Consider the following 22292-nt stretch of genomic DNA (forward strand, 5'->3'; position numbering starts at 1 on the left):
ATTATTTTTGATTAAAGAAATGTTATAACATAACGTTTATAAAGTCAATGTAACCTCTAAAAGGCTACATTGATCAGTAAATTAAGTTAGTTAGAAGGCGGTACAAGTTCTTCAAATAGATCGTTTAGATTGTCATGAACTTTTAAGTGAATTAGGTTCCAGTAATGTCCTGAAATGGTTCTGTTGACCATTAAAGTATCTGGTGATGGTTTAAAGACATCCCAATACTTCAAAGATTTTTTCACAAGTAACATGCCATCATGATGTGATGAGTTTTCTGCAAAATCATAAGTGGTGGTAAGCGGGCGTAATAATACTTCAATCCAGAGTTTATATAGATCACTCGGGAATTTGCCTTTTTCAGCCAATGAATGTAGTTCAAATAATTCTGTTTCGATCAAATCGATATTTTCATGGCGAGCTGCATTTACTAAGCGTTTAAAGTGCTGCACGATTTCATTTGAAAGCGTTTTAACACTGCCATAGTCATAAATAATGACACTGCCATCTTGGCGGAAAGCAAAGTTACCCGGATGAGGATCACAGTGAAAGCGTTTTAAAAAGAACATTTCCTGACCTAAAGCACGAATCAAGCGACGTCCAATGGTATTTCGAATTTCGATTGGCCAAGCGCTGGCAGTTTCAATGCTGTCACCTTGTTCGAGACTCAAGGTTAAAATACGTCTTGAAGAGTAATCTTTATAAACGGTCGGGATGATAATTTTGTCATCTAATTGGCTATGGAATGTTTTGAAAACCTCAAGATTTTGAGCTTCAATTTCATAATTGAGTTCTGCTGAAAGGCTATCCTGAATTTCTGCAAAAAGCTGATCCTGCAACTTTTTATCAATTTTAAGTACGCCCATTAAGCGAAGGGCTAAACGTACTTGTTTTAAGTCACTTTCACAGGCTTCATCAACACCCGGATATTGCACTTTAACCACGACTTGTTCGCCACTAGGCAAAGTAGCTTTGTGAACTTGTCCAATCGATGCAGCAGCAAAAGGTTCACTATCAAAAGATTTAAAAGCCACATTAAGCGGTTTCCCAAGTTCTCGTTCAATTTGCTGTTGAATCGCAGCAAAAGGCATGGCTGGCGCTTGGCGTTGTAGCTTTGAAATTGCTTTAGCGACTTCTGGTGGGAAGATATCTTTATATTGCGAAGCAATTTGCCCGACTTTCATGACGGCACCTTTCATTTCTCCTAAGGTGTCGGCAATTTGCAAACCAATATCCTGAAATAATTTGGTTTTTGAAGCCAGCTTTTGCTCTTCATCTGCTGTCAAGTTTCGAATCGAGTTAGAAACGGTTTTCGTTGCAATGCTCGCGGTCATTCCTGCAAGTTTCATAAAACGTTTGCCTGGTGAACTTGCATTCTTTGCCATATCTTCGATACCTCATTGACTACAACATAATATTGCCTAGTTTTGATCATAGGTGACAAACCTTAAAAAGCCTATATGAAATTGTTTATCTCATGTAAGAAAATTTTCGAAAAACAGAATGTTATTTTTATAGTAAAAAATATGAAAAGCTTGTGAAAATCCATTTCATAAACAAAGCTTTAATATCTATAAAGTGCCTGTTTTTTTGGTGGTAATGTGAATGACAGGTTAAATAAAAATAGAGATAACAAAAGTTATGACAAGTTTAAGTTCGGCCCATGGGCGGTCTCAGGCGGTTCCTTTATCTGTGTTTGAGCAGTCAAAAGATGCGCATATTATTCGCTCCGATGAAGAGGCAATCCAGATTGCCAAACAACTTGCCCAAGAGTTTGCACAAGAGGCATCAGAGCGAGACAGAGAGTGCCGTTTACCTTTAAATGAAATTCAACAGTTCTCACAAAGTGGCTTATGGGCCATTACAGTTCCTAAGCAGTTTGGTGGTGCACAAGTCAAATATCGAACCTTGGCTGAGGTCATCAAAACAATTGCGAGTGTTGATCCATCCCTTGCGCAGCTTCCTCAAAATCATTTGGCTTTTATTGAACATTTACGTCTTGATGCAGACCCAGAACAACAACAGTTTTTCTTTAATTTAGTGTTGAGAGGTATTCGTTTTGGAAATGCTTTTTCGGAAAAACATAGTAAAACGGTTGCAGACCTCACTACAACATTACGAAAGACCGAGCACGGTTATGAAATTAATGGCAAGAAGTTCTTTGCAACTGGTGCCTTACTAGCACATTGGATTCCGATTGTCGCTGTAAATGAACAGGGACAGCCTTACGCAGCGCTAGTTCCTCGGGAAACTTCAGGAGTTAATATTATTAATGATTGGTCTGGTTTTGGGCAACGAACTACGGCCAGTGGAACCGTTGAACTTAATCAAGTTCCAGTACGTGAAGAATATCTAATCCCGATTTATCAGGCTTTCAAACGTCCTACTCCAGCAGGTGCAATTTCACAAGTTATTCAAGCTGCTGTTGATGCTGGTATTGCACGTGGCGCAATTGAAGAAACAATCCACTATGTCAAAAATCATAGCCGTGCATGGGTCGATTCAGGTTTGGAAAAAGCGAGCGATGATCCCTATACGATTGCAAACATTGGTGATTTAAAAATAAAACTTCGTGCAGCAGAAGCAGTATTAGATTTAGCAGGAGATGCGATTGATCAAGCGATTGCCGACACGACAGAAGAGCATGTAAACCAAGCGACATTATTAGTTGCTGAAGCAAAAGTACTCACTACAGAAGTTGCGATTTTAGCAGCGAATAAGCTTTTTGAGTTGTCTGGAACACGATCGACCTTGTCGGAGCTTAATCTTGACCGTCATTGGCGTAATGCTCGCACTCACACCTTGCATGATCCAGTGCGTTGGAAATATCACATTGTCGGTAATTACTACCTCAATGGCATCCATCCACCGCGTCATGCATGGAGCTAAAGTGCAGAAAAAATAAGATTAGGAGAATAAAGATGACGATTACGCAAATTGAATTAGAAGAATTGTCTGTCGGCGCCGATTATGAAAAGGTCGCAAGTAGATTTCGCCCAGTTTTTGAAAAAATTGCCCAAGGTGCAATTCAACGAGAAAAAGAACGAATCTTGCCTTTTGAACCGATTCAGTGGTTAAAAGAACTCAAGTTAGGTGCGGTACGTGTACCTGTTAAATATGGTGGAGATGGGGTGTCATTGCCACAACTTTTCCAGCTTTTAGCAGAACTGGCGCAAGCGGACTCGAATATTGTGCAAGCTTTGCGTGGGCACTTTGCTTTTGTTGAAGACCGTTTAGTTGCGCATAAAGAGCATTCGCAGGAGGTTTGGTTTCAGCGTTTTGTACAGGGTGATTTAGTTGGGAATGCATGGACCGAAGTTGGAAATGTGCAAATCGGTGATGTCGTTACACGAGTAACCAAAGATGCTTCGGGTAACTTGGTGGTAAATGGAGAAAAATACTATTCAACCGGAAGTATCTTTGCAGACTGGATCGATTTATTTGCTTACGATGAAGTGAATGACCGTCATGTGATCGCTGCTATTTATCGCCATGAAGCTGGGGTAAGTGTGATTGATGATTGGGATGGCTTTGGTCAAAAGACAACGGGCAGCGGTACTTTAAAAGTACATCAGGTGCATTTGCCAGCCTCGCACCTTATTCCATTTGACCAACGTTTTAAATATCAAACTGCTTTTTATCAGGTTGTCCACCTTGCAACCCTAACAGGGATCGCGCATGCCGCGGTCGAAACTTTTAGTCAAGAAATAAGGGCGCGAAAGCGTATTTTTAGTCATGGTAATGGTGACCTTGTTCGTCACGATCCACAAGTTTTACAGGTGGTGGGTAAAGCCTCTGCTCAAGCTTATGGAAGTCTAGCAATTACGATTAAAACAGCTGAAGCATTACAAAAGGCTTATGAAAGCCACTTTAGTGAGTTAGAGGTGAAAGAACATCAGTTTAACGTAGATGCAGAGCTTGAGTCGGCGCAAGGACAGGTGGTGATTTCTAATTTAGTACTCGATTTAACCAGCCAATTATTTAATGCTTTAGGTGCATCGGCAAGTAGTCAGGTCAAACAACTCGACCGTTTCTGGCGTAACGCACGCACGGTATCTTCGCATAATCCACTTATTTATAAAGAAAAGGTGATTGGAGATTGGGAAGTAAACCGTACCGATTTACCTTTTGTCTGGCAAATTGGGGCAAGCCCGCGAGCCAAGTCTGCATAAAATAAAAAAGCCGATGTTTCATCGGCTTTTTTGTTAGGTCTGGCTTAAACGTTTGGTATTTAAATAAAGCCGTGAGAGTAATAAAACACAAGCAATGCTTAAACCAATAATCAAACCTAGCCACACACCAGCCACGCCCCAATGGGTATAACGTGCTAAATAAAGCCCGATAGGGAACGCGATCACCCAATATGCCATAAGCGTAATCCACATCGGTGCTTGCGTATCTTGCATCCCTCTTAAACAGCCTGCGGCACTCACTTGCAATGCATCCATCAATTGATAACCCATTGCAAACCAGAGTAAATACATGGCAACAGGAACAACGTCTATGTCTTGAGTATAAACCGATACAATTTGTTCACGACCTAGAGCAATAAAAGACATGGTCAATAAGGCAAAAAATATTGCTGTGCTCAGACCAATTTTTTGGACTTGGTACATCGAAGCCCAGTTCTTTTCACCATAATAGGTTCCCACACGAATGGTTAAGGCAATCGCAAGTGAAAGCGGAATCATAAACAGCACTGAGGTGACTGAAATTGCGACTTGATGCGCTGCAATAAACACTTCACCAAGCGGGCTAAGCACTAATGCGCCAGTACTAAAAATACTGACTTCAAAGAACACAGCTAAACCGATGGGTAGGCCAAGCTGTAAAATTCTTTTTACCCAAGTCAGGTTAATTTTATCGAATCTGCTAAAAATAGACGTGTTTCGATAAGCCGAAGCTTTGTAAATATAGCCAGCTAATGTAATTAGCATGAGCCACTGTAAAATGGAGGTTGCAAAGCCACAGCCTGCGCTACCCAAGGCAGGAATTGGTCCTAAGCCATACATAAAGATCATGTTTAGAGGGATTAAAACCACTAACGCCAGTAAGCTAATGACCGTTACAGGACGTGGATGGCCTAAAGCCTCAGAATAACCGCGTAGGGCTGCGTACATGGTCACAGCTGGCATACCTAAACCAATCGCATGTAAAAACAAACTTGCTTTAGGCTGTAGGCTCTCTGGTACGCCAAACACATGCAAGAAAAACGGCATAAGCTGCAAAATGAGCATAGCCATTACGCCTAAAATGATGGCGACCCATAAGGATTGACGGACAATGACAGGAATTTGTTCTGTATTTCTTGCGCCCTTTGCTTCAGCGACCAAAGGCGTAGTTGCAATCATAATGCCACTGAACAGAAGCATGACTGGGATCCATAAACCGACCCCTACCGCAATTGCTGCTAAATCGGTTGCAGATAAATGCCCAGCCATAATAGTGTCAATTAACCCAAATCCCGCTTGAGCAAACTGGGTAATTAAAATCGGTAGCATTAAGTGGAAGAGTTGTTTTAATTCAGACCGAAAAGATGTGACATTCGACACAAAAGGTACTCTTTTTAAATATAAAAATGAAGCTAACGTTGCAAAGTGAGTAACACACCGACAAAGATGATCACGCCACCAAGAAACCGTTGCCATGTAACAGGTGTCTTTTCTGTACCTAACCAACCAAAATGGTCAAGCAACATAGAAATGACCAATTGCCCAAAAACGACTAGACCTGTAAAGGTTAAAAAACCAAGTTTAGGTGCAGTATAAATGCTCATGCTAATTGCATAAACCCCAAGGAATCCTCCTGTCCAAAGAAGCCATGGAATATTTGTTATTTCACTTAAAGAGGGCTTTTCGGCACTTTGGAAGAAAACCATAACTGCTAAAACAATAGTACCTATGAAAAATGATAATAAAGCTGCCTGCAAGGGTGAGTGTAGTTGCTCGCGCAGTTGAGCATTGATTGCAGTCTGAAAAGCCATGGCAACACCGATTCCCATAGCTAGAGGTAAGATCAGGAAAAGTTGACTAGAGAATTTCATCATTTTTATCAATATTTAAGTATGTTTAAAAACAGTCTAAAGCAATTAAGGTATGTTTTCATAAGCCCATTGATGCAGTCATGTTAAAATAGAAATATTGTGTAAATTGGACCTGCTCCTTGGCCGTATTAAACCCTGCTTCTGTTCCTTTATCTTTATATATTCATATGCCTTGGTGCGTGCGTAAATGTCCATATTGTGACTTTAACTCGCATGCCGTACCAGATGGAGCGTTTTCGGCAGAACTCGAGCAAACCTATTTAAAAGCATTGGTGGCCGACTTTGAAACTCAAGTTGAGATGGCTCAGGGACGTTCAATTCATAGTGTATTTATTGGTGGTGGAACGCCTTCACTTATTTCTGCTAAAGGCTATGCATGGCTGTTTGAACAGCTTAAGTCATTGCTCAAATTTGAAGATGGCTGTGAAATCACCCTAGAGGCAAATCCCGGAACACTAGAACATGACCCGTTTGCAGGCTATTTAGACGCAGGTATTAATCGTTTATCGATTGGTGTGCAGACTTTTAATACAGAGCACTTGCAAAAGCTTGGGCGTATTCATTCAGCCAACAATGCTATGGATGCAATTGAGCAGGCACGACAAGCAGGCTTTAAGCGTGTTAATGTCGATTTAATGCATGGCCTACCTGAGCAAACGCTAGAACAAGCGCTGTATGATTTAAAGGTTGCTGTAGAGCATGGCGCGACACATATCAGTTGGTATCAACTGACTATTGAGCCAAACACCGTATTCTTCCGTACTCAACCCGTTTTACCTCAAGATGAAGTGCTAGAAGATATTCAAGAGCAGGGAGAGGCTTATCTAAAAGCCAATGGTTTTATAAATTATGAAGTGTCGGCTTGGCGTAAAGAGCAGCCTTCAGCGCATAATTTAAATTATTGGGAATTTGGTGATTACCTTGCGATTGGTGCAGGGGCACATGGCAAAGTTACACAACCAGATGGTGTGTACCGTTTCCAAAAAACTCGCTTACCGAAAGACTATTTGGCTAAGGTTCCAGCCGAACATTTGCAAATGAAAAAGATTGAGGCAGAAGAGCTACCTTTTGAGTTTATGATGAATGCTTTACGTTTAAATGATGGTGTAGAAGCTGAGCTATATGAGCAGCGCACAGGTTTAAGCCTAGATCACTTAAATGAAGTACTCACTTCACTACGAGCTAGAAAGCTATTGGTAGATGAGCATTGTCGTTTGGCTTGTACTGAGCAGGGGCATATTTTCTTAAATTCGGTACTAGAAGAGTTCTTGTAAAGAAGCAAATTAAAAAGCCGCACATTGAGATGCGGCTTTTTTGATTTTAGCGAGTGGTATAGCCGCCATTTGCAAAAATTGTTTGGCCGGTAATCCACCAACCATCGGTTACCAGAAAGCGAACTAAAGGTTCGATATCTTCAATTTTGGTGAGTCCACCTAAAGCTGAAGCTGACTTATGGTAAGCGACTGCTTCGGCAGATTCCTGACCATAAAAGAAAGGTGTATCCATTGGGCCTGGTGCAACCGCAGTCACGGAAATCTGGCGATCACCAAATTCTTTTGATGCAGCACGTGTGTAATGCTCAACAGGTGCTTTTAAACCTTCATAGGTTGAATAGAGTCCAGTATAGGCTGCAAGAAGCGAAGTCACGATTGAACAGATCTTGCCGCCGTCATTTAAATGACGACCAGCCGATTGAATAAAGAAATAGGCAATTTTTGAGTTGATATCGCTCATGCTATCAAACTCTTGTTCTGTGGTATCTAAAAAAGATTTCTTTAAAACCTTTCCAACGGTATTAATAGCAATATCAATTCCACCAAAATGCTGTTTGGTGTCTAAGAAGAGCTTTTCGATATTATCAATATCCGTTAAGTCTGCCTGAATTAAAACGGCATCTACGCCTAAAGCTGTTACATCTGCGAGCGTCTGCTCTGCATCTGCCTGAGTTTCCGAACTATTGTAGTGAATCGCGATTTTTGCGCCTTGTTCTGCAAATTTACGGCTAATGAGTCCACCTAAGTTTTTTGCTCCGCCTGTAATCAATACAACTTTATCTTTAAGAGTATGAGTTGCCATGATGGTTGTTCCTATGATGACTTGTTCTAATGTATTTTTAGTCTAGATTGGCGGTAATTTTTGATCAATTATGCTAGTTTGGTTTAACTATTCAGAAAATACGAACAATTAAATGGATCGGTTGCAGCAGTTTTTTATTTTTACAGAAGTTGCTAAACGACAAAGCTTTAGTGAAGTGGCAAATCAGCTTGATTTACCTCGCTCTACAGTGACGAGTGCAATTCAACAGCTGGAAACTCACTATGGAGTACGCTTATTGCATCGAACTACACGCAAAGTAAGCCTCACTCAGGATGGACAACGAATATTACCCGAATGTCAAAATCTATTATTTGATTATGAACAGCTCGAACAGCTTATACAGGCACAAAAACAGCATTATCGTGGCACGCTAAAAATTTCAATGCCCAGCCGAATCGTACATCAAGTGATTATTCCTGAACTTCCCGATTTCTATAGGCGTTATCCAGATATCCATTTACAACTTCATAGCTCTGATGACATTACTGACTTAATCGAGAAAGGAATCGATTGTGTTGTTCGGGTGGGGCAGTTAGATAATAGTAGTTTGATCGCGAAGTTCGTTGGGAACTTGATTATGGTGAACTGCGCAAGTCCTGACTATTTAGAACAGTACGGTATTCCTGAACAATTAGAAGATCTATCTCAACACAAACTCATTAACTATGCGGGAGCAGTAGGAGAAAAACAGGGCGTATTCTTATATCAAGATGGAGCTGTGATGATGGATAGTGCTTTAAGCGTAAATAATACGGAAGCCTATATTGCAGCGGCTATTGCAGGTTTGGGAATTATTCAACTTCCATACTACGATGTTCAGGATAAAATTGAGCAGGGAACTTTAGTTGAAGTACTAAGTGCCTATACCGCTCAATCACTTCCACTTAATATTTTATATCCGAATAGAAGTTATATTCCTAAACGTTTAGAAATCTTTATGGAATGGACTAGGGATGTTCTATATAAGAAGTGCATCGTCATCTTTTAGTCATAAAACTAAAATACATTAACAATAAAAAAAGCCTCTCGAACTGAGAGGCTTTTTTAGAATTTGGTGGGTCGTCCGCGACTCGAACGCGGGACCAACGGATTAAAAGTCCGCTGCTCTACCAACTGAGCTAACGACCCAAATAGGTTCAAAACAGATAAGTGGTGGGTCGTCCGCGACTCGAACGCGGGACCAACGGATTAAAAGTCCGCTGCTCTACCAACTGAGCTAACGACCCTGAACAAACATTCAAATATCATTTAAATGTGAAGTGCAAGATAACTAAAAGTTTTCTAACACCACCTTTGTTTTGATGTCGCGTATTTTAGCAAGTTATTCAACTAACACAAGAGGAAATTTAAAAACATTTGCATGATTGCCTATAAAAAGCACGATTTCCTCTTGTTTAGCTAAAAAATGAACTAAAAACGGTATTTATAGGCCTGAATGTTGTCAAAAATTTCAGTTGTGATATCACAGTAACTGCTTGCACCAGGCAATAAAGCGAGTAAACGTTCAGAAGTTTTGCTTGGATTAAACGCATCTTCCTTCAATTTATTCTTTTGGTACTTAAAAGTACCTGTAGTTTCAACTTTAGCTTGTATACGTAAAAACACTGGTACCGCATAAGCAGGTAAGCATTTTTTAAATACAGTCACCATTTCTGTTAAATCAGCGTCATTTAACTCGGCACCATCAGCAAGTGTGATTGCTGCCATACCTGCACGACCATTGGTATTTGGAATTTCTACACCATAAACCACAGCTTCAGCGATCTTGTCATATTCACACACCATGTTTTCAACTTCGGTGGTAGATACATTTTCGCCTTTCCAGCGGAAGGTATCGCCTAAGCGGTCAACAAACTGGGCATGACGGAAACCAATATTGCGGACAAGATCACCTGTGTTGAAATATGAGTCACCTTTTTTGAAGACATCTTGCATAATCACAGATTTATTCTTTTCTGGGTCGGTATAGCCATCAAATGGAGAGCGACTGGTAATTTTGCCTACCAATAAGCCGACTTCACCTGCTTTAACTTTTTTACACCAGCCATTTTTATCGCGTACAGGCTCATTCTTTTCTTTATCAAATTGAATGACTGCATACGGCATAGGGGAGAAGCCTACCGTATTGTCAAAGTTGAAAATATTACTAAAGCCAACGTTACCTTCACTTGAGGCATAAAGCTCAAGAACTTCTTGAACGCCAAAACGTTGTTTGAATTTATCCCAGATGTTTGGACGCATGCCGTTACCAATCATTTTGGTTACACGGTGAGCACGGTCAAGCTCTGTAGTAGGAGCATCCATCAAGTAGCGGCAAAGTTCACCTACATAACCGATTGCAGAGGCATTAAACTTCTGTACATCTTTCCAGAAAGCACTGGTTGAATATTTACGTCGAATGGCAAGGGTAGAGCTTCCTGCAATCACACCACACCAGCAAACAACCACGCCTGTTGCATGATACAGCGGCAAAGTTACATACATCACATCATTTGGACCAAGGTTTAAAATGTGGCCATAAGTGCCATATGCGAGTGTCCAGCGACTATGTTTAAAAATAACTGCTTTTGGTAATCCTGTTGTTCCCGAAGTATAAATATAAAACAGACCATCATTACCATGAACAGAGTGTGTGGTCGATGGATTGAATTTCGGGAATTGATCAATTTCTATTGCAAGATTGGCATAACCTTGAGGTGCTGTTCCGGCATCTTGACGAGTAGTCTGATCTGCAAACCAGTGGAAACGGTCTTTAGGAACATCTAAGTCTTGACGAATTTCATCGATTGCAGCACGGACTTCTTCGCCCGCAATGACTGCAATTGGTTTTACAAGGTTGATACTATGAGCGAGAACTTTACCGACTTGAGATGTATTCACAAGCGCAATAGTTACCCCAATTTTAGCTAAGCCTACAATAGTGGCAATAAGCTCAGAACGGTTCTCAACCATTACGGCAATCACATCACCTTTACGTGCGCCGAGAGATAAATAATAGTGAGAAATCTGGTTAGCCCATTCATTTAAAGCTTCGTATGAGTAACTTTGATCTTCAAATAATAAAGCAATACCTTTCGGATTCCGCTTAACAGCTTTCTCAAAAGCTACACCTAATCCAGTTGGTGTATTTGCTGTTCTTAAATAAGCCTGTTTAAGACCATTCAGGATATGGGGCACTTTGGGAATGAAGCTAGGAAGTCTGGTGGCAACATCCCCAAGCGTAATGATATCGGTCTGTGTTGTCTGGCTCATATCAATCCTATTTATTTTTCGATCAATCCAAAAAGGTTGTGTTGGCAAAAGTACAGTATTTTCATGGTTCACCATGCTTTTAAAACTTTTCTTCTAGTGCAATCAACCTAATTGGCTAAAAATAACAAAAAAAACCTAGTCATCGAAATGACTAGGTTTGTTTAAATTAGCTGCAATTGAGCAAATGATTTACTCAGCTACAGGATTTGCTTTCTTTGGTGGACGACCGCGAGGGCGACGAGGACGACTTGGTTTGTCCTTATCAGCTTTAGAATCTTCTGATTCACTCTCGGCAGGAGCTTCAGTTGGCTCTACAGCTTGTTCTGTAGCTGCTTTGGTTTTTGCAGCTGCTTTAGGCTGTTTTGCAACTGGAGCTTCAACTACAGTTTCAGTTGGTGTTTCTACGCTAGCTGCTACTTCAGTTTCCTGATCAAGCTCAAGCGGTTGCTGTTTTGATTCAGCAGGTACTTGTGCTTCAGCAGTAGAAACAACAACAGTTTGTTCTACAGACTCAGCTACAGGTGCAGCTTCTTCTGTTGCAGAATGTTGTTGTTTGACTTGCTCAAAAGCTTGTTCAGCAGCAAGTTTCGCTAGACGACGACGTTCACGTGGATCATTAGCAACACGTGGTGTCGCTTCTTTTGGTGGCGTCAACGCAAGTACTGGTGCAGGTTCTGCTTCTTGTGAAGGCTTGTTGCTTGGAAGCTCAGCATCACGAGTAACAGGCTTTTTGTCTTCAGCTTCCGCTGGAACTTCAGTTACTAGAGTACTTGCATATTGCTCTGCAAATTTCTGCAATGCACGATTGAATGTTGGAACTAAACCAAACTGTTCAATCAATACTGTGCAGTCTTCACCGTAAACATGACGAATCAAGCTACCAATTGTATATTGCGCCAACGTTGGAATTTGCGATGGGGCAATTGATGGTGCAGCAGCTTTAGCACGTTTTGCATTGCGTTGTTCACGGCGACGCATACGAGGATCATTACTTGCACGCTGAATTTGCGGTTGAGTTTTTTCAGCCTTTGGTTGAGGAGCTTCTGCTTCAGCAGTTACTGTCTCTTCCACTGCCACAACTGGTGCTGGAGCTGGTTCTTGAGTAGCTTCAACAACAGGTGCTTTTTCAGTACGTTCAACAGGTTGCTCAGGCGTTAAAGCAATAATTTCGCTTTGTGCTTGATCAACATTGATGACTAAGGCTGTATTCATGACTTCATGCTGTGGAGCATCAATCAAATCAACCTTAATTTGTTTTTCATCAACAACTGCTGGTGCCGGCGTATTTTGATTTTCATTTAATACGCTTGGATCGCGGTGGCGATTCGGGCGGTTTGGACGTTGTTGATTATTACGATCACGACGTGGTACAGCATGTTCAGCTTGTTGCCCATCATTTTGATGTTGCGCATGCGGCTGATCTTGTTGCTGACGCTTTTGTTGACGTTTTAATTCACGCTGCTCTTGGCGTGATAACTGTACAACCTCTTCATGAACCTGTTGTTGCTGTGATTCTTGATTGTGGTGATGTTGATGTTGTTCACGTTGCTCTTTGTGCTTACGTTTTTTGTTGTTTGGACGTTGCTGTTGTACTTTATCGTCTTTTTCAACATTCTCACGTGCTTCCTGTTTAACAGGAGATTGAGAAATATAAGCATTGTTAGATGGAGCTGAAGTAACTTCAGCAACTGCTGGTGCTACAACTTGTCCAAACTGCCCACGGCTAACAGCGCCTGTATTCACCATTTGTTCAATTGCGGCAGCAGCATTTTGTGCTGAGCGAGATTGATCAACTGTTTGAGCTTGTTTTTGAACAAACAGGTTTTCTAACCATGCACAAGGACTCGCTGCTTTTTGAACGCTTGCCTGAGCAGCAGGTTGAACTGCTTGATTTGCTTTCTTTTGATTAGCTGCGCTGTTGGCAGCAGGGGCAGCATGCGTATGGCCATGATCAGCTTCTTCTAAATGCCATTCAGAAGATTCATAACCTAACTCTTTTTCACTTGAACGAGTTGCTTCAGTACGTTCATAGCTAGAAGGTGCAAAACCATCTGGATTGTACTGAATTTCGTAGTGAGGTGTTTCTAAGTGTGGGTGAGGTAAAACAGTCACACGAACACCAGAAGTTTGTTCTAAGTAAACAAGACTATGACGTTTTTCATTGAGTAAGAACGCTGCAATTTCAACAGGAACTTCTACTTGTACTTCACCGTGACGTTCACGAAGTGCAATTTCTTCTACTTTACGCATAATTGAAAGCGAAAGTGAGCGTAGGTCACGGACCATACCTGTGCCATGACAGCGTGGGCAAACATATCCAGTTGCTTCTTCAAGAGATGGGCGTAGACGTTGACGGCTCATTTCCATTAAGCCAAAACGAGATAATTGGCCAAACTGGATACGTGCACGGTCGCTTTGTGTTGCTTCACGAAGTTTTGCTTCAACCATGCGTTGGTTGCGTTCTTTAGTCATGTCAATAAAGTCGATCACAACTAAACCGCCAATGTCACGAAGACGAAGTTGGCGAGCAATTTCTTCTGCTGCTTCTAGGTTTGTATTAAGCGCAGTTTCTTCAACATCATGTCCACGAGTCGATTTCGCAGAGTTAATATCGATTGAAACTAAAGCTTCAGTCTGGTCAATTACGATTGAACCGCCAGAAGGAAGTTTTACTTCACGTTCATAAGCAGTTTGAATTTGGCTTTCAATACCAAAATGAGCAAACAATGGCTCGTTTAAAGTATAAGTTTTGAGTTTGTCTAATTGACGTGGCATTACTGCTTTAACAAAGTTATAAGCTTCGTTATAAGCCTGTTCGCTATCAATTAAAATTTCTGCAACATCATCACGTAAATAATCGCGGATAGCACGAGTAACAACACCAGCTTCTTGATGAACTAGCATTGGAGAAGGACCAGAGCTCGCTGTACCTTGGATTTGTGCCCAAAGATCAAGCAAATGCTGTAAGTCTAACTGTAATTCTTCTTGGGTACGGCCAATACCAGCGGTACGTACAATAACGCTCATACCACGTGGTAAATTTAAAGAAGCTAAAATTTCTTTTAATTCTTCACGTACAGAACCTGAAATTTGACGACTAATACCGCCACCTTTCGGGTTGTTTGGCATAAGAACCAAATAACGTCCTGCAAGTGAAATAAAGGTAGAAAGAGCTGCACCTTTATTGCCACGTTCTTCTTTTTCGACTTGAACAAGTAATTCAGTACCTTCAGTGATAAGTTCACGAATGTTTGAAGTTTGTCGCGGGTCTGCTTGGAAATAGCTGTTCGCAATTTCACGCATAGACAAGAAGCCTTGACGACCTGCGCCATATTCAACAAACACAGCTTCTAAAGAAGGTTCTACGCGGGTTACATGGCCTTTATAGATATTGGATTTTTTCTGTTCTCGGGTACGATTCTCTAAATCAAAATCGTAAAGACGATTACCAGTGATAAGTGCAACGCGGACTTCTTCTGCGTGAGTTGCATTAATCAACATACGTTTCATGGGTGTGACACCTAATAGTGACCCACACAAACATATCGCACAAACTTAAAGGTTCTGAACGAACATCGAACATGACGGATCATTTCCCAGATCTCAAAATATTTGTGGTCTGAGTCATCTGTTACCGGCTACATTTAGCCTTAGCTTCGATTCTCGTCTGTGATGTAGGCAATACTGCTTCAACCTTTAAATCGGACTTCCTTAGTGCTTCACTGGCGGGTGAGCGGTGCATTGGTTAATGACTTTCACTGTCATTGGGCGCGAAGTGACTTCTTTTTGGAAGTTTGATACGGAATGCTCATCGTATCGGTGCTTTCGGCAGTTCCAATGCATCAACGCTTTAGCCTGAAGGCAACATTAAGGAGCGATTTGTCTGATGTGTATCAGTTTACGTTCCATAACCAACTAGAGTTGGTAACATATTTTTTTGAACAAACTGAATTAAACGCAACAGTTTGTCATTTTGCCGATATAATAAGCCTTCGGCGTCGGCATAATTCTTTAGGACCAATCCGAGCTGGTGATGAAAGCATCATTTTGATTGAGGTTTCAATCAGGGAAATTCCCTATTAGATGTTCACTTACGGCGGTATCCGTGCGCTGACTATATCAAACCTTGCAGCATCTGCCTATGGGCTAAGCTTAGATTTCTTGTGAAAAAACTAAGCTAATCGGTCATTTATTAATCAAATTTAGCAAAATTTCAGGTTTAAATATTAGTATGAATTCTACACAGCAATGGCAAAGTGTCACTTGGTTTGAGGTGGATGAACATCAAGCAGGACAGCGAATTGATAATTTCCTGTTTTCGCGTTTAAAGGGTGTACCTAAGAGTCGTATTTATCGTTTGATTCGTGAAGGTCAGGTTCGAGTAAACAAAAAACGTATTAAAGCTGAGACCAAATTAGAGATTGGAGATCAGATTCGTGTTGCACCTATTCGCTATGAACAAAAGGATGAAACCGCTGCTCCTGTGAGTGATAGTGTAGCACAAAGCCTACTCAGCCGTGTGGTCTATGAAGATGAAGGCCTGTTAGTTATAAATAAACCATCAGGTATTGCTGTACATGGTGGTAGTGGTGTGGCCTATGGTTTGATTGAGGCTTTACGCGCCGCGACAGGTAAAAAATATTTAGAACTAATTCACCGCATTGACCGTGACACTTCTGGTCTGGTCATGATTAGCAAGAAACGTAGTACTTTAAAGCTGCTACAAGATATGTTGCGTGAGCACAAAATTCGTAAGACTTATGCGGCAATTGTAAAAGGTCAGGTGAGTCTCGATAAACAACTCATTGATGCTCCGTTATTTCGTTACGAGTTAGCCAATGGCGAGCGTCGTGTACGTGTATCTAAAGAAGGTAAGCCAAGTAAAACCGAATGGGTGGTTGCAGAGCGTTTTAAAAATGCAACTTTAGTTCATGCATCGCCGTTATCAGGTCGTACTCATCAGATCCGTGTCCATGGTTTAAGTATTGGACATCCGTTGATAGGTGATGATAAATATGGACACACTACTGAGTACGCAGGTCCGCAGGCACGACGTTTATGTTTACACGCGATGCGTTTAGATATTCCGGGTTATCCACCGATTGAAGCGCCGTTACCAGAAGACATGACGCAGTTATTAAAGGCTTTGAGAGTAGCAAAATGAGTCTGAAAACCGAATTAGTAATTTTTGACTGGGATGGAACTTTATATAACTCTGTTGGTCAGATTGTTGCGAGCTTACAACATGCAGCAGAGCAACATGAATTGCCTCTAAGCGATGAAGCCGCAAAAAGTATTATTGGGTTAGGCTTGCCTGAGGTTATGCAGACCTTATTTCCAGAAGCGCCAGAATTGCATGACTCGATCTTAAAAGCATATGGCGATCACTATATCGCGAACTCGACAAATGATGCATGGTTTGAGGGTATTTCTGAACTCCTCCATGATTTAAAAGCCCAAGGTTTAAAACTTGCTGTAGCGACGGGTAAAAACCGTCGTGGGTTAGACCGTGTAATCGCAAAAACACAGAGTACCCATCTTTTTGATGTAACTCGAGCTGCCAACGAGACGCGTTCAAAACCAGACCCGCTCATGTTGCAAGAGATATTAACAGTCACTGGGGTGAATGTTGAGCAAGCAGTCATGATTGGTGATAGTAGCTATGACCTTGAGATGGCACAGCGTTTAGGGATGCCGCGTATTGGAGTAGGCTATGGCGTACATTCGGTTGAAGTTCTGCAAAAGTTCCAACCTTTAGCGATTGCTAAAGATGTACAAGAGCTTCACAGCTTTTTGAGAGGATACGCTCAATTACCTACTGTCGATGTAGCGTAGTTTAGAATGATAGAAGAAGAGGGATTTATTCCCTCTTTCTTTAAATTAAATAACAAAACAATAAGAAGAGAAAAATGAGCCGTTCAATTCGCCTATTAAATCTTTTACAACAACTCCGTGAAGCTCGTTATCCAGTTACTGCACAAGTCTTAGCTGAACGCATGGGAATTAGTGTTCGAAGTATCTATCGGGATATTGATAGCTTACGTGAGCAAGGTGTAAGAATCGATGCCTCAGCAGGTTTGGGTTTTCAGCTCAAAGAGGATATTTTATTACCCCCAGTGACATTCAATGAAGACGAAGCTGAAGCTTTATTTTTAGCTTTAGAATGGTTGAAAGATGTTCCTGATCAGTCATTAAAATCTGCTGCAGTTTCAATTTATTCAAAACTTTATGCGGTTTTACCTAAACATCGAAAATATCTACTCGATGATATGACCTTAGGTGTCGCACATTATTGGCATCCAGTTGATGCGGCTCTGGTGGAGCAGGTGCGTATAGCCATTCGTAATCAAGTAAAAATAAAAATAGATTATTGCGATGAACAAAAACGGTTAAGTGAACGTTCACTTTGGCCTTTTGCTTTAGGATATTTAAACGACAAAGTAGTACTGGCTGCTTGGTGTGAATTGCGTCAGGCATTTCGCCACTTTCGAATAGATCGTATCCATCAGCTTCATATTAGCCAAGATATATATCCCGAATTTAAAAAGCTTCTGTTCCAAAAGTGGTGGAAACAGGAAATGCAAAAGGCTACTGACAAAAACTGACAAAAGTTATTTGTACACTAGGAACTACGATAAACAAGGAGCAATAAGAATGAGCCTTAAACTTTATACTAACAAGGAATCGCGTGGTGTAGTTATTGACTGGCTTTTGGTCGAGTTAGGTGTTGAATGTGAACGAATTGAAGTCGCATATAAGACCGAAATGAAATCACCTGAATATTTAAAAATTAATCCTTTTGGAAAAGTGCCGGTATTGGTAGATGGCGATGTCGTGATTTATGAGTTGGGTGCAATCTGTGCTTATTTGGCTGATAAGTTTTTTGAGAAAGGTTTGGCTCCTGCTTTAGATGATCCGAAACGTGGTTTGTACTATCGTTGGTTATTTGTGATGGCGGGTCCTTGGGAGGCTGCAGGTGTTGATAAAGCTTTAGGAATAGAAGTATCACCTGAGCAAAAGATGTTTGTTGGCTATGGCGATTACGATGATGCTTATCAAGCTTTAGTTCAAGGATTGAGTGAAGCAAATCCGTATGTATGTGGTGAGCAATTTACTGCAGCTGATGTAAGTGTTGGAGCAATGCTTTTATGGCAATTAAAAATGAAAACAATTGAATCACACCCAGCCATTGAACGTTATGTTGATGCGATTAAACAGCGCGAAGGCTTAAAACAAAGCACGATGGGACAACTGTTGTAAACTGAATATTCTTAAAAGTCATCCAAATGGGTGGCTTTTTTTATTTTCTAAATACGTCGCTTTAGTTGGTAAGAAAGCCAGCAGCAACGTTAATACAGATCGCTAAAATGGTGGTATTAAACCCAAAAGACAACACTGCGTGAAATAAGTTTAAAAGGCGCATATGCTTGGTGGTAATTGACACATCGGCAGTTTGCGCAGAAGTCCCAATAATATAACTAAAATATAGAAAGTCAGGATAAGTTGGTTGTTTTGTCCCTGGGAAATCTAATCCTCCATTTTCCTCATTTCTAGATAAGGCCATATAAAAATCGTGGGCATAATGTAGAGCAAAAACGGTATGCATAAAAAGCCATGCAGAAACAATCGTCAGTAAAGCTAAGGCTACATGGCCTAACTTAGCAGAACTTTCTGAAGGAAGCTGTGAAAGTTGAATCAGAATAGCAACCAGAGACATGGTTAAGGCTAGTAAAACAATCAGCATAATGACCCATTTGCTTTCATCTTGTTTTTTAGCTTGCTGGTGCATTTGTGAATGATCGGCACTTTTCATGAGTTGCCAAACATGGAGTAAATATATGCTAACCGAAGCATTCCAACTGACTAATAATATAGTTGACCATTTCCATGAAGTTAACCATGTCAAAATAATAGCGGTGATAATTCCTATAAATAAGGCGATAAAGAAATGAGGACGGTTTAGTACACTACGTCCAAGGTGTTGAAATAATCCAATCATTTTTCTAGTCTCCTTTATTACGGGGTAAATATATTGTTTTTTATTAAATGGTGAAAATAATATCTGGTTTTATATGAATTTTATTGCGGTTTTTTTTATTTATATCCATGAGATATTTAAAGTGCCTACTAGGGAACATAGAACAATATTGTGAATTAAACTAGTTATGAAAAGTATAAATAAATATAAAGAATATTTATTTATACTTTTTTATATAGATAATCTTATTAATCATGTGTTTAATAATAAAATCATTTTTGATAATTAAGCGTGGCTTAAGTTTTTGTCTAAATGAAATACTTTGGTGAGCTGGTCAATGAATTTTTGGACACCTAAGGACTGTGAGTTTTTACGGTAATTTACGAATAAATCAATCGTTGGTAATTCGACATCAAGTGGGCGAACAATTGTATTTTTGATTCCTAATGGAGCCACGTAGGCAGGTAAAATTGTACATCCTAAACCAGAGCCAAGAGAGTTAATATTAAACAGTATACTGTCTGCTTTTTGAACAATATTGAGTTCGATATTATGAGTTCTAGCGAAGTCTAAAATAGTATTATGTAATATTTGTGATTGCTCAGCAGCTGGAATAATGAAATCAATTCCTTGTAAGGCATGAACAGGAATTCGATCATACTGAGCAAGTGGGTGGTTCTTAGGAAGTAGGAAAATCAAGGGTTCAGTCAAAACAAATTGACTTTGAATTTCATCATTATTTGTATTTTCACGGGTAAATGTAATGTCCAGCTCTCCTTTTTTTAAGGCTTTAAGCTGTTCGGTATTATTCAGATTAGATAACTCAATGGTGAGGTCGGGATGTTGTATTCGCAGATTGGGAAGAACGTAAGGAAAAATCTTCATTTCTGCGATGGGGACGAATCCGATACGTAAGAGTTGCTGTTTAGCCTTCGAAACCTGCCGTGCCATGGCAACCGCTTTTTCAGCTTGAGCAAGGGTGAGTCGAGCATGTTCTAAAAATACTTCCCCTTCTTCTGTTAACTCAACTTTACGTTTTGTGCGGTTTAAAAGTCGTACGCCGACGTCTTCTTCTAGGTCTTTAATTTGCTGGCTAAGGGAGGGTTGTGCTGTAAAAAGTTTAAGAGCGGCTTTACTAAAATTTAATTCTTCAGCAACGGTAATGAAATATCGGAGATGGCGTAGTTCCATAAGACTAATCCAAAAAATGTCTTACTATGATTTAAGTGAAGTATAAAGCATAAATAGATATAGCGTGAAGGTGATTTAGGTATTTATAAAATAAATGGAATTTTAATTTTCATTAGATAATTAATATAGGAATATAAGTTTAAATAATTCATAAATTATATTAATTATTCGACCATGAATACAATTTTTTTACTTAATCAAAGAAAAAATTAAACGTTTTAAATATTCATACAATTAATTCTCATATTATGCAAAAATAAAGAATAATAAATTAAAATTATGAAATATATTTCTTTGGAACTTCACAGGCTGTAAGTGTTACTAAATATTTTGTGCTATAGGTTGTCAAAATATTTTAAATTGGAAAATTGTGGACTATGAAAGTAAAACAGAGCAAATCTATGATCACTTTAGGTGATTTATATTGTTATGTTGTACAAGATATCTTAATAAGAATAGTAATTGTCGAAGCATAAACCCAACACATCTATGTGTTTTTTATGGCACTCTAGTTCAACTTATGTTCGCTATGACTACGATAAAAGGGATATTTATATGATAAATAAGTGTAAGTACCATAGCTTAATTTGTTTTAATCGTTAAGATAGAAACCTGAACACATCCATTCTGCTGCTGCTAAAACATAGAAAAGCCCATGAAAGACAAGCCGACATTAACATATCAATTGCCGACTCAGTCCTGTTGGACGCATACATGGATAAAACCTCCTTTTTGTCATCCTGAATCTGGGCATGAAACGGATACACGTTTTTATAATCAACAGCCTAGATCACCTGCTCGTGGTACTAAAGAGTTATTGCGTTGGTTAGTTACACGTGAGTCTTTTACTTGGAAAGTGGATATTCAAAATGAATATCAAGCCCGCGTAAATACGGCTGTAGCTTTGCCACAAAATCGACCTAAAGCAGATCTGGACGATTGGCAAGTCTGGTTTGTTGGGCATGCAACGGTATTGGTTCAGATTGGTCCTTACAACTTTATTACTGACCCAGTGTGGTGTGATTATGCAAGTCCTTCACAAGGGCGCGGCCCACGCCGTGTATGCCCAGCTGGTTTTGCACTAGAACAATTACCGGCGATTCATGGAGTTTTGCTTAGCCATAATCATTATGACCATATGGACTTGGCAACACTTGAATGGCTACATAAAAAATTCGCAATGCCAATTTACACTGGACTCGGGAATGGTTTTTATCTACCCAAAGATTTTCATGTGATTGAAATGGATTGGTGGCAAGAAATTCCTTATCACGAATTAAGAATAATCTATACACCTGCACAGCATGGTTCAGGCCGTGGTTTACGCGACCAGAATAAGGCACTTTGGGGCGGCTTTTCGGTTGTGGCTAAAACAGGTCATTGTTTCTTTGCGGGTGATACCGGTTATGCGGGTCATTTTAAGCAAATACATGCTCGTTATGGCGCACCGCGAGTTGCTTTACTTCCAATAGGTGCGTATGAGCCACGTGAATTGATGAGCTATGTTCATATGAACCCACAAGATGCGCTACATGCGCACTTCGATTTACAGGCTCATCGTTCTATTGCGATTCATTATCGGACTTTCCAGTTGACTGATGAAGACCGAGAAGATCCGGAACATGCGTTAGCTCAAGCAATTAAAGCTTCATCAAAGCTTGCTAATCCTTTTTATTGCATTCGAGAAGGGCATAAATTGACTGTCTAAAACTCGGTTACTTTATATTAAAA

Annotated in this window: 17 protein-coding genes and 2 tRNA genes; 9 read left to right on the forward strand and 10 right to left on the reverse strand. The window is 40.2% G+C overall.

Translation table 11 applies throughout. The annotated features are described in order from the left end of the window. Window positions 1–86 precede the first annotated feature (86 nt). A complete protein-coding gene (locus HJG58_RS00585) occupies window positions 87–1385 on the reverse strand; it encodes an ABC1 kinase family protein (protein WP_170247589.1) in 1299 nt (432 codons plus the stop codon). A 256-nt stretch (window positions 1386–1641) separates the two neighbouring features. Between HJG58_RS00585 and HJG58_RS00590 the strand changes: the two genes are divergently transcribed. Both HJG58_RS00590 and HJG58_RS00595 read left to right on the forward strand, forming a co-directional pair. Next, on the forward strand, window positions 1642–2889 hold the full coding sequence (locus tag HJG58_RS00590) for an SfnB family sulfur acquisition oxidoreductase (protein WP_170247590.1): 1248 nt from the start codon (window positions 1642–1644) through the stop codon (window positions 2887–2889). Window positions 2890–2921: 32 nt separating this feature from the next. Beyond that, window positions 2922–4172 (forward strand): acyl-CoA dehydrogenase family protein, encoded by a 1251-nt coding sequence (locus HJG58_RS00595; RefSeq protein WP_170247591.1) that lies wholly within the window; start codon window positions 2922–2924, stop codon window positions 4170–4172. Between the two features lie 33 nt (window positions 4173–4205). On the opposite strand, the gene abeM is transcribed toward HJG58_RS00595, so the two are convergent. Both abeM and HJG58_RS00605 read right to left on the reverse strand, forming a co-directional pair. Next, the gene (abeM, locus tag HJG58_RS00600; RefSeq protein WP_060465223.1) at window positions 4206–5552 is read right to left on the reverse strand and encodes a multidrug efflux MATE transporter AbeM; all 1347 of its coding nucleotides are present in this window, start codon (window positions 5550–5552) and stop codon (window positions 4206–4208) included. Between the two features lie 32 nt (window positions 5553–5584). Further along, window positions 5585–6046 carry a DMT family transporter gene (locus tag HJG58_RS00605; protein WP_199977357.1) on the reverse strand — a complete coding sequence of 154 codons (462 nt, stop codon included), beginning with the start codon at window positions 6044–6046 and terminating at the stop codon, window positions 5585–5587. Between the two features lie 116 nt (window positions 6047–6162). Here HJG58_RS00605 and hemW point away from each other — a divergent pair, with 116 nt between their 5' ends. Continuing rightward, a complete protein-coding gene (gene hemW / locus HJG58_RS00610; protein ID WP_170247592.1) occupies window positions 6163–7317 on the forward strand; it encodes a radical SAM family heme chaperone HemW in 1155 nt (384 codons plus the stop codon). Window positions 7318–7363: 46 nt separating this feature from the next. Here the strand turns inward: hemW and HJG58_RS00615 are convergent, their stop codons facing one another. Continuing rightward, window positions 7364–8119, reverse strand: a complete 756-nt coding sequence (locus tag HJG58_RS00615; protein WP_170247593.1) for an SDR family oxidoreductase — start codon at window positions 8117–8119, stop codon at window positions 7364–7366. A gap of 112 nt (window positions 8120–8231) precedes the next feature. Between HJG58_RS00615 and HJG58_RS00620 the strand changes: the two genes are divergently transcribed. After that, window positions 8232–9128 carry a LysR family transcriptional regulator gene (locus tag HJG58_RS00620; protein WP_170247594.1) on the forward strand — a complete coding sequence of 299 codons (897 nt, stop codon included), beginning with the start codon at window positions 8232–8234 and terminating at the stop codon, window positions 9126–9128. Between the two features lie 64 nt (window positions 9129–9192). Here the strand turns inward: HJG58_RS00620 and HJG58_RS00625 are convergent. From HJG58_RS00625 to HJG58_RS00640, 4 genes are all read right to left on the reverse strand, one after another. Continuing rightward, window positions 9193–9268 (reverse strand) — tRNA-Lys (locus HJG58_RS00625). 22 nt (window positions 9269–9290) lie between these two features. Next, window positions 9291–9366: transfer RNA gene (locus HJG58_RS00630), tRNA-Lys, on the reverse strand. A 184-nt stretch (window positions 9367–9550) separates the two neighbouring features. Continuing rightward, window positions 9551–11392, reverse strand: a complete 1842-nt coding sequence (locus HJG58_RS00635) for a long-chain-acyl-CoA synthetase (protein ID WP_170247595.1) — start codon at window positions 11390–11392, stop codon at window positions 9551–9553. A 189-nt stretch (window positions 11393–11581) separates the two neighbouring features. After that, the gene (locus tag HJG58_RS00640; RefSeq protein WP_170247596.1) at window positions 11582–14902 is read right to left on the reverse strand and encodes an Rne/Rng family ribonuclease; all 3321 of its coding nucleotides are present in this window, start codon (window positions 14900–14902) and stop codon (window positions 11582–11584) included. A 721-nt stretch (window positions 14903–15623) separates the two neighbouring features. Between HJG58_RS00640 and HJG58_RS00645 the strand changes: the two genes are divergently transcribed. The 4 genes from HJG58_RS00645 to HJG58_RS00660 all read left to right on the forward strand — a co-directional run bounded on the left by HJG58_RS00645 (window position 15624) and on the right by HJG58_RS00660 (window position 18652). Then, a complete protein-coding gene (locus tag HJG58_RS00645) occupies window positions 15624–16556 on the forward strand; it encodes an RluA family pseudouridine synthase (protein WP_170247597.1) in 933 nt (310 codons plus the stop codon). After that, the gene (locus tag HJG58_RS00650) at window positions 16553–17227 is read left to right on the forward strand and encodes an HAD-IA family hydrolase (RefSeq protein ID WP_170247598.1); all 675 of its coding nucleotides are present in this window, start codon (window positions 16553–16555) and stop codon (window positions 17225–17227) included. Before HJG58_RS00645 ends, HJG58_RS00650 begins: the two co-directional genes overlap by 4 nt. Before the next feature lie 74 nt (window positions 17228–17301). After that, window positions 17302–17997 carry a helix-turn-helix transcriptional regulator gene (locus HJG58_RS00655; protein ID WP_170247599.1) on the forward strand — a complete coding sequence of 232 codons (696 nt, stop codon included), beginning with the start codon at window positions 17302–17304 and terminating at the stop codon, window positions 17995–17997. Between the two features lie 49 nt (window positions 17998–18046). Further along, window positions 18047–18652 (forward strand): glutathione S-transferase family protein, encoded by a 606-nt coding sequence (locus tag HJG58_RS00660; RefSeq protein ID WP_170247600.1) that lies wholly within the window; start codon window positions 18047–18049, stop codon window positions 18650–18652. A gap of 61 nt (window positions 18653–18713) precedes the next feature. On the opposite strand, the gene HJG58_RS00665 is transcribed toward HJG58_RS00660, so the two are convergent. Together HJG58_RS00665 and hcaR are read right to left on the reverse strand one after the other, a co-directional pair. After that, complete coding sequence (locus HJG58_RS00665; RefSeq protein WP_170247601.1) at window positions 18714–19391, reverse strand: DUF1345 domain-containing protein; 678 nt, start codon at window positions 19389–19391, stop codon at window positions 18714–18716. Window positions 19392–19655: 264 nt separating this feature from the next. Next, window positions 19656–20561 (reverse strand): DNA-binding transcriptional regulator HcaR, encoded by a 906-nt coding sequence (gene hcaR, locus HJG58_RS00670; protein WP_170247602.1) that lies wholly within the window; start codon window positions 20559–20561, stop codon window positions 19656–19658. A 655-nt stretch (window positions 20562–21216) separates the two neighbouring features. On the opposite strand from hcaR, the gene HJG58_RS00675 reads away from it, so the two are divergent. Further along, entirely contained in the window at window positions 21217–22269 is a 1053-nt protein-coding gene (locus HJG58_RS00675; RefSeq protein ID WP_170247603.1) for an MBL fold metallo-hydrolase, read from the forward strand. Window positions 22270–22292 lie beyond the last annotated feature (23 nt).

Source organism: Acinetobacter geminorum (assembly GCF_013009345.1).
Lineage (GTDB): Bacteria > Pseudomonadota > Gammaproteobacteria > Pseudomonadales > Moraxellaceae > Acinetobacter > Acinetobacter geminorum.

Bases quoted from the DNA above. Each gene is read 5' to 3' on its own strand.
- hcaR (WP_170247602.1), bottom strand. From the start codon at position 20,561: ATGGAACTACGCCATCTCCGATATTTCATTACCGTTGCTGAAGAATTA.
- HJG58_RS00615 (WP_170247593.1), bottom strand. From the start codon at position 8,119: ATGGCAACTCATACTCTTAAAGATAAAGTTGTATTGATTACAGGCGGA.
- HJG58_RS00590 (WP_170247590.1), top strand. From the start codon at position 1,642: ATGACAAGTTTAAGTTCGGCCCATGGGCGGTCTCAGGCGGTTCCTTTA.
- HJG58_RS00655 (WP_170247599.1), top strand. From the start codon at position 17,302: ATGAGCCGTTCAATTCGCCTATTAAATCTTTTACAACAACTCCGTGAA.
- HJG58_RS00660 (WP_170247600.1), top strand. From the start codon at position 18,047: ATGAGCCTTAAACTTTATACTAACAAGGAATCGCGTGGTGTAGTTATT.
- HJG58_RS00645 (WP_170247597.1), top strand. From the start codon at position 15,624: ATGAATTCTACACAGCAATGGCAAAGTGTCACTTGGTTTGAGGTGGAT.
- HJG58_RS00595 (WP_170247591.1), top strand. From the start codon at position 2,922: ATGACGATTACGCAAATTGAATTAGAAGAATTGTCTGTCGGCGCCGAT.
- HJG58_RS00675 (WP_170247603.1), top strand. From the start codon at position 21,217: ATGAAAGACAAGCCGACATTAACATATCAATTGCCGACTCAGTCCTGT.
- HJG58_RS00620 (WP_170247594.1), top strand. From the start codon at position 8,232: ATGGATCGGTTGCAGCAGTTTTTTATTTTTACAGAAGTTGCTAAACGA.
- HJG58_RS00605 (WP_199977357.1), bottom strand. From the start codon at position 6,046: ATGATGAAATTCTCTAGTCAACTTTTCCTGATCTTACCTCTAGCTATG.
- HJG58_RS00640 (WP_170247596.1), bottom strand. From the start codon at position 14,902: ATGAAACGTATGTTGATTAATGCAACTCACGCAGAAGAAGTCCGCGTT.
- HJG58_RS00665 (WP_170247601.1), bottom strand. From the start codon at position 19,391: ATGATTGGATTATTTCAACACCTTGGACGTAGTGTACTAAACCGTCCT.
- HJG58_RS00635 (WP_170247595.1), bottom strand. From the start codon at position 11,392: ATGAGCCAGACAACACAGACCGATATCATTACGCTTGGGGATGTTGCC.
- HJG58_RS00650 (WP_170247598.1), top strand. From the start codon at position 16,553: ATGAGTCTGAAAACCGAATTAGTAATTTTTGACTGGGATGGAACTTTA.
- HJG58_RS00585 (WP_170247589.1), bottom strand. From the start codon at position 1,385: ATGGCAAAGAATGCAAGTTCACCAGGCAAACGTTTTATGAAACTTGCA.